This window comes from Streptacidiphilus monticola (assembly GCF_042658505.1).
Lineage (GTDB): Bacteria > Actinomycetota > Actinomycetes > Streptomycetales > Streptomycetaceae > Streptacidiphilus > Streptacidiphilus monticola.
Map to the genome: position 1 here is coordinate 40,781 of NZ_JBHSQJ010000117.1, position 7,426 is coordinate 48,206.

7 protein-coding genes are annotated in these 7,426 nt (G+C 69.7%); all 7 read left to right on the forward strand.

Features of this window, described 5'->3' with window-relative positions:
- The first annotated feature begins 93 nt into the window (after positions 1 to 93).
- The 7 genes from ACFP3V_RS24725 to ACFP3V_RS24755 all read left to right on the forward strand — a co-directional run bounded on the left by ACFP3V_RS24725 (position 94) and on the right by ACFP3V_RS24755 (position 7,120).
- Positions 94 to 3,228 carry a Tn3 family transposase gene (locus ACFP3V_RS24725; RefSeq protein ID WP_380587528.1) on the forward strand — a complete coding sequence of 1,045 codons (3,135 nt, stop codon included), beginning with the start codon at positions 94 to 96 and terminating at the stop codon, positions 3,226 to 3,228.
- Between the two features lie 201 nt (positions 3,229 to 3,429).
- Positions 3,430 to 4,089, forward strand: coding sequence for a PhzF family phenazine biosynthesis protein (locus ACFP3V_RS24730; RefSeq protein WP_380587531.1), 660 nt, complete (start codon positions 3,430 to 3,432; stop codon positions 4,087 to 4,089).
- Positions 4,090 to 4,146: 57 nt separating this feature from the next.
- Entirely contained in the window at positions 4,147 to 4,830 is a 684-nt protein-coding gene (locus ACFP3V_RS24735; RefSeq protein ID WP_380587534.1) for a maleylpyruvate isomerase N-terminal domain-containing protein, read from the forward strand.
- Between the two features lie 194 nt (positions 4,831 to 5,024).
- Complete coding sequence (locus tag ACFP3V_RS24740) at positions 5,025 to 5,693, forward strand: recombinase family protein (RefSeq protein WP_380587537.1); 669 nt, start codon at positions 5,025 to 5,027, stop codon at positions 5,691 to 5,693.
- Between the two features lie 80 nt (positions 5,694 to 5,773).
- Entirely contained in the window at positions 5,774 to 5,968 is a 195-nt protein-coding gene (locus tag ACFP3V_RS24745; protein WP_380587540.1) for a hypothetical protein, read from the forward strand.
- A gap of 87 nt (positions 5,969 to 6,055) precedes the next feature.
- Entirely contained in the window at positions 6,056 to 6,778 is a 723-nt protein-coding gene (locus ACFP3V_RS24750) for a hypothetical protein (RefSeq protein ID WP_380587543.1), read from the forward strand.
- An 18-nt stretch (positions 6,779 to 6,796) separates the two neighbouring features.
- Positions 6,797 to 7,120: a hypothetical protein gene (locus ACFP3V_RS24755; protein WP_380587546.1), complete on the forward strand. Its 324-nt coding sequence runs from the start codon at positions 6,797 to 6,799 to the stop codon at positions 7,118 to 7,120.
- Positions 7,121 to 7,426: the final 306 nt, after the last annotated feature.

Here is a 7,426-nt window from a genome sequence, read left to right on the forward strand (position 1 = left end):
TGATCTTGATCGGCTAGCACGCCGGCCGGGGCTCTCGCTGGGGTTCCCGGAAAGATCGTCGGGCGGGTGTCGGCGCTGGCTACGGTCCGCCTCGTGCCGGTGGAGTTTCTGACTGATGAGCAGGCCGAGGCGTACGGGACGTTCACCGAGGTGCCCACGCGCCCGGAGCTGGAGCGGTTCTTCTTCCTCGATGACGGCGACCGCGATCTGATCGCGCTGCGGCGTACGGACGCGCACCGGCTGGGCATGGCCGTGCAGATCTGCACGGTCCGCTACATCGGCCGCTTCCTCGGGGAGGACCCGCTCGCGGTGCCGTGGGAGGTCGTGGAGTACCTGGCCGGGCAGCTCGGCATCGCCGACGCCTCGTGCGTGAAGCGGTACGCGGAACGCCGCAGGACGCCGTACGAGCACGCGGACGAGATCCAGCAGCGGTTCAGGTACCGGGATTTCACCGACCGCAGGTGGGGGCGAGAGTTCCGTAGCTTCCTGTACGGGCGGGCGTGGACGCACGCCGAGGGGCCGGTGGCTTTGTTCAACCATGCGGTGACGTGGCTGCGGAAGAACCGGGTGCTGCTGCCGGGTGTGTCGGTGCTGGCCCGGCAGGTGTCGGAGGCCCGTACGGCGGCCGAGCGGCGGTTGTACGAGGCGGTGGCCCGGGCCGCACACCGGGCCGACCCCACCCTCGCGCCGGCGCTGGCTGAGCTGCTGACGGTGCCGGAGGGCAAGCGGGTCTCGGAGCTGGAGCGGCTGCGCACACCGCCGACGAAGTCGACGGGCACGGCGATGGTGCGGGCCATGGAGCGGGTGGAGGAAATTTCCGCGTTCGCGCTGGGCCGGGTGAACCTGTCCCGGGTACCGGTGAACCGGCTGTCCGCGCTGGCCCGGTACGGGCAGCTCAGCAAGGCGCAGACGATTCTGCGGGCTCCGGAGCCGCGGCGGACCGCGCTGCTGACGGCGGTGGTGCGTCAACTGGAGGCGCAGGCGGTCGACGACGCGCTCGACCTGTTCGCAGTGCTGATGGCGAACCGGCTGATCAGCCCCGCCAGGCGGGCGTCGGACCGGGAGCGCTTGGCGATGCTGCCGCAGCTGGAGAAGGCGGCCCGCATCCTGGCGAAGGCGTCGAAGATCCTCACCGAGGAGCTGGACCTGGTCGCCGAGCACGGCACCGATCTGGATGTGGCCGCGCTGTGGACGGCAGTGGAGGAGGCCGTGCCGCGCACAGCGGTCTCTTCCGCGGTCGCGGCGGTGGAGGCCCTGGTGCCCGAGGACGACGGGTCGGCCGAGGCGGCGATGCGAGAGAAGCTGGCCCTGCGCTACAACACCGTGCGCCCGTTCCTGTCGCTGCTGGGCGAGTCGGACGCCCTGGGTGCCGCGCCGGCCGGGCGGCGCATCCTGAAGGCGGTGCGCCGTCTTCCCGCGCTCTCGCGGCGCCGGGTCAAGGACCGGCCGCTGCTGCCCCGCGAGGTCGACGCCGAGTTGGTCCCGGCGATGTGGAAGCGGGCGGTGTTCTCCAATACGAAGCTGCCGCAGGGCGCGGTCGACCGCGACGCGTACGTGGTGTGCGTCCTGGAGCAGCTGCACCGCGCCCTGAACCGGCGCGATGTGTTCGCCGCCCCGTCCAACCGGTGGGCCGACCCGCGCGCCCGGCTTCTGGACGGGCCGCGGTGGGAGGCGATGCGCGCGGACGCGCTGGCGGGCCTGTCCCTGACCGAAGACGCCGGCGAGCACCTGGCCCAGCTCACCCGGGGGCTGGACGCGGCGTGGCGGCAGATGGCCGACCGCCTTCAGGAGGCCGGCGCCGACGCGAAGGTGGAGATCGTCGTTCCCGAGGGCGGCGGACGCGCCCGCCTGTCGGTGGACAAGCTCGGCGCGGCGGGCGAGCCGGAGTCGCTGACCTGGCTGAAGACCACCACGGAGGCGATGCTCCCGAGGATCGACCTGCCGGACCTGCTGTTTGAGGTCCACTCCTGGACCGGCTTCCTCGACGCCTTCGGCCACGTTTCCGAGCGGCGCACCCGCATGGAGGGCCTGCTCGTCTCCCTGGTCGCACTGCTGGTGTCGCAGAGCTGCAACATCGGCCTGACCCCCGTCATCGACCCTACGATCAAGGCGCTGACCCGCTCGCGGCTGTCCCACGTCGACCAGAACTACCTGCGCGCCGACACCATCGCCGCGGCGAACGCCGCGCTCATCACCGCCCAGTCCCGCATCGAGCTGGCCCAGATGTGGGGCGGCGGGCTGCTCGCCTCCGTCGACGGCCTGCGCTTCGTCGTACCCGTCAAGAGCATCAACACCGGCCCCTCGCCCAAGTACTACGGCTACAAACGGGGTGTGACCTGGCTTAACGCCGTCAACGACCAGGTCGCCGGGATCGGCGCGATGGTCGTACGCGGCACCCCGCGCGACAGCCTCTACACGCTGGACACCCTGCTGAACCTCGACGGCGGGGTGAAGCCGGAGATGGTCGCGACCGACAACGCCTCGTACTCCGACATGGCCTTCGGTCTGTACAAGATGCTCGGCTTCCGCTTCGCCCCGCGCTTCCGCGACCTTTCCGACCAGCGGTTCTGGCGGGCCGACCTGCCCGACGGCGAGGCATCGGCTTCCGGGTACGGGCCGCTGGAGGAGATCGCCCGCAACAAGGTCAACCTGAAGCGAATCGAGACCCACTGGCCAGACATGCTCCGGGTGGCCGGATCGCTGATCACCAACCAGGTCCGCGCCTACGACCTGCTGCGGATGTTCGGCCGCGAGGGCCACCCCACCCCGCTGGGCGCCGCATTCGCCGAGTACGGCCGCATCGACAAGACCATGCACCTGCTCGCCCTGGTCGATCCGGTCGACGATACGTACCGCCGACTGATGAACCGGCAGCTCACCGTGCAGGAGTCCCGCCACCGGCTCGCCCGCGCCATCTGCCACGGCGGCCGCGGCCAAATCCGCCAGGCGTACCGCGAGGGCCAGGAGGACCAGCTCGCCGCCCTCGGCCTAGTCCTCAACGCCGTCGTCCTGTGGAACACCCGCTACCTCGACGCCGCCGTGGCCCGGCTCCGCGTCGAGGGCCACGACATCAAGGACGAGAACGTCGCCCGCCTCTCCCCGCTCAAGGACCGGCACATCAACTTCCTGGGCCGCTACCTGTTCAACATCAAAGCCAGCAGCCCGGGTCAGGGCCTGCGCCCGCTGCGCGACCCGGACACACCGGAAGACACCGACGACGAGGGATAGGACGCGCCATTCCCCACCGACGATGACCACGGACGCTACATGGGGGCCCGCTTTGACCACTCAGCCGGACGCCGCTACCTGATCGCGGTAAGTGCTGGTGCCGCGCCGTTGGCGCGGCCGAGGCGGCCATGACAGACCGGCCTGGCTCCATGAGTCAGGAGGCGAGGGCAACTGCCTTTGTTGACCTGTTTGAATGCCAGGGTGACCCCTGACATTCTCTTTCTCCGCGTCTTCTGCGACGCGAACGGCAACCACGGCAATGTCCTGGGCGTAGTGCGCGACGGCCGTGCCTTCCCAGGCGAGGAGTCCAGACAGGCCCTGGCCCGAGAACTGGGGCTCAGCGAAACCGTATTCATAGACGACGCCCACCGGGGCATCGTGGACATCTACACGCCAGGGGTGCGCCTCCCGTTTGCCGGGTACCCGCTCGTCGGCGTGGCCTGGCTCCTCGGTCTGGAGAGGTTGGAGCTTCCTGTGGGGAGCATCCCCGTCCGCCGTGCCGACGGATTCACGTGGATCAGTGCGCGAGCAGAGTGGGTGCCGCCGCGCACGCTGCGGCAGTACGGCAGCACGCAGGAGGTCGATGCGCTGGAGGCGCCGGAACCGGGAGAGTGGGTGTACGCCTGGGCCTGGCAGGACGAGGCCGCCGGCCGAGTTAGGGCCCGGGGATTCCCGGGCCGTGGCGACGGCATCAACGAGGACGAAGCCACCGGCGCGGCAGCGCTCCTGCTCGCTGACCGGTTGGGGCGGGCTGTTGCGGTCACTCAAGGTAGAGGGTCGCAGATCATGGCGGCCCCCGGCTCTGACGGGACGACGCATATCGGCGGACGGGTCTGCGCCGTTGAGAAGCCTGCGTGCTGAGCTCCAGGTCATGGCCAACTGGGTGCCTGAAGGCGCCCGGTTGGTAGCGTCACTGGCATGAATCAAGATCGCGTGCTCGAAGCGTTTCGCCAGGAATCTGGGGCGCTCACTGATGCCATATCAGGACTGTCTGAAGCTGAGTGGAGCCTCCCGACACGCTGCACCCCGTGGGCCGTACGCGACCTGCTCGGGCACGTGTGCGTCGTGATCGATTGGCTTCCGGGCATGCTGGACGCGCCAGCCCCGGGTGCGGCCACGATCTCCGCTGCGGAGTACTACCGCCCGGACGACCGCTTTTCACCCCAGACCAACAGTGCCCGCATCGCTCTGGCTCAGGACCGAGCAGCAGAGCCGGCTGATGGTGCCGCCTTCGCCGAGGGTTTCACCGCGACCTGGCAGCGGGTCGACCGGCTGTGCCGGGTCCAGCCGACCAGCCGTACCGTCTGGACGCGTCATGGCGACGCCATGCTCTTGTCGGAGTTCCTGCTCACCCGAGTCGTCGAAGTCGCTGTCCACGGCCTCGACCTGGCGGATGCACTCGGACGCGAACCCTGGCTCACCTCGTCAGCCGGTGACGCCGTGCTGGAGCTGCTTCTCGGCGCAGAGCAGATGGAGGCCGCCGACAAGTTGGGTTGGAGCCAGCCGCACTTCTTGCGCAAAGCTACCGGCCGCGAGCCGTTGGACGAAACAGAGGCCGTGCAGATCGAACAGCTCGGCATCCGATGGCTCGCCCTGGGCTGACACCCGCGCTCCACTGCAACAAGATCATCCCACGACAGCGCTCGGAATGATTGCTGCCGACGTTCAACAAACCTTCGTTTTCTGAAGATCGCCCCGCGAGGCCGCCCAGACCCTCCCGGGCCTTCAAAAACCCCTTCAAAAACCAGGATCATTCAACAACCAGGAACCACCGTTTTCTGACATGATCCAGGGCCATGACCGCCCTCGAACCGGTCGACGAGCCGGACCTCCTCGTCGCCGAACCGCTTCACCGCACCGAAATCAAGATCGGATACGCCCGGGTCTCCACCGGCGGGCAGAAGCTCGAACGGCAGCTCGACGCGCTCACCGCCGCCGGGTGCCGGAAGATCTTCGCGGACAAGAAGTCCGGCAAGAACGCGCTCCGCCCGGAGCTGAAGGCGTGCCACGCCTTCCTCGACCCCGGCGACACCCTCGTGGTCCCCTCGCTCGACCGCTACGGCCGTAGCCTCCAGGACCTCATCAACATGGTCGCCGAGCTGCGCGAGCGCGGGATCGGCTTCACCTCGCTGCACGAGAATCTGGACACCACCACCCCCGGCGGCCGGCTCGTCTTCCACGTCTTCGCCGCCCTCGCGGAATTCATCCGCGAACTCATCGTCATCGGCACCAACGAGGGCCTGGCCGCCGCCCGCGCCCGCGGCCGCATCGGCGGACGCCCCACCGTCGCCACCGAGGAAGTCATCCGCGCCGCACGCGACCTGCTGCCCGACCCCGGCCGCTCCATCACCTCGATCGCCAAGCTGCTCGGCGTCTCCCCGGGCACCCTGTACAACCACATCCCCGACCTACGCGAACTGCGCGCCGGCGCCGTCCCCCGCCAGCTCGAAGCTCCCGCGAAGTAGCCCAGCCCGAACAAGATCAACCTCAGCGGCACTTTCTGTACCGCAACTACTCACACCCGCGTCCGCGGGGGTGCGCATCCGTGCCTGACACCACCACGACCGCCCCGCCGATCGGCCACATCTGGGAAGACGACGACGATCCGGTCGTCGCGATCGACCCGCAGATGCCGCTGCTGCAACCGGGCACCGACCCAAAGGCGTTGACGTGCCCGACGTGCGCCACCGAGCCGTACCTGCGGCTCGCCGAGTCGGGTCACCTGCTCTACGCCTCGTGATGCACCGCCGAGGCTGCAGCTGGCTGTCCGACCTGTACGCCAACCCGTCCACCGCCCTGTACGTTCCCTGACCCCGGGTGACCGCCCATGTCCGACACCGTTGAGTCGTCCGAGCAGCTCGCCGCCCAGGCCCTTGAGTACTGTGAGACCGCCGAGCACAACCGGCAGCAGGCACAGCAGCTGCGGGCCGCCGCGGAAGCCGAGGTCGCCCGCACCGAGGCCAACCGGCTGGAGCAGGAAGCGAGGAGCCGCGACTACGACGCGGGCAAGGCGGAGGAGCGGGCCAGCCACCTGCGGCGCGCCGAGCAGCTCGACGGCGAGATCCCGGCCGCCGAGCAGATCGTCCTGCAGCTGCAGGCAGAGGCGTCCGAACTCGCAGACCAAGCCGACGCGCTGGCCCAGCGCCTGGCCGAGCTGGGTGTCGACCGCGAGGGCCTCAACGTGGAACTCGGACGAGTCCGGGACGCCGACGACATCAACGCCGTGGCGGAGCTGCGGTCCCGCATCGCCGCCGTCGACGACGTCACTGCCGCGCTGAGCACCCAGCAGCATGCCGCGCAGGGTCGCCTGGCCGCCATTGGCGACGCCGAGGGTGTCGGTGAACTCCGGGAGGCGTTGGGTCGGTTCAGGAGCCTGCAGGCCGAGCTGCGGCGCATCGAGAACTGGCTCTACCCCGACCGCCCCGAGGCCCAGCTCGACCGGCTCATGGAGCACTTCCAGGGCTCCCTCGAGGGCAACCTGCAGCGGATCTCAGCAGACCGGGCGGCGACGCCCGCCCCGGGTCTCGTCGTCGAAAACACCCGCTGCTGACCGCGGCACCACCACCTGGTGTACGACGCCGACGGGAACCTCGTCGGCATCGTCGACCCCGAGCAGATCACGCCGGTGGTCGACCAGGACGGCGAGACCGCCGCCAAGTCGCTGCCGAAGCCGACCCGTTCGGCCGCCGTCGAGGCGAAGTCCGGGCAGGAGCCGCAGATGGGCATCGCGAAGCAGCGGGCGCAGGTCGAGCAGACGCAGCAGATCGCTCAGCTGCGGAAGGGCCTCAATGGGCCGCGGACTGCAGCGGAGAACGACGCCCAGGCAGCTGCCATGGGAGCCGCCGCGGTGAAGATGCTGCGCCGGATCCACGGCCGCCCGTCGGCGGCCTGACCCCCAAGCCCCTCGCTGGTGCCGTGTCCTCGGAGATGCCAGCGGGAAGCCCGGTTCTTCCAGTTGTCATCGGGCTGCGCCCCGTCTCCTGCACGCCGTTCCCCCCTTCGGTGGTGCAGGAGCGGGGCGTTGTGCACGACTACCGAATTGAAGGAGCGTCAGATGTCGGAGCAGTCGAGGATGAGGCGCACCCCGCCGCCCGAGGTCGGGGCGACGATCAACCGGGCCCGGCTGCGCGCTGGCTTGCTCGGGCGCCGCCGCCGCAGCGGCGGACGTCGACCGACTCTGGCAGGCCTTCCTACGGCG

Bases quoted from the DNA above. Each gene is read 5' to 3' on its own strand.
- ACFP3V_RS24740 (WP_380587537.1), top strand. From the start codon at position 5,025: ATGACCGCCCTCGAACCGGTCGACGAGCCGGACCTCCTCGTCGCCGAA.
- ACFP3V_RS24735 (WP_380587534.1), top strand. From the start codon at position 4,147: ATGAATCAAGATCGCGTGCTCGAAGCGTTTCGCCAGGAATCTGGGGCG.
- ACFP3V_RS24750 (WP_380587543.1), top strand. From the start codon at position 6,056: ATGTCCGACACCGTTGAGTCGTCCGAGCAGCTCGCCGCCCAGGCCCTT.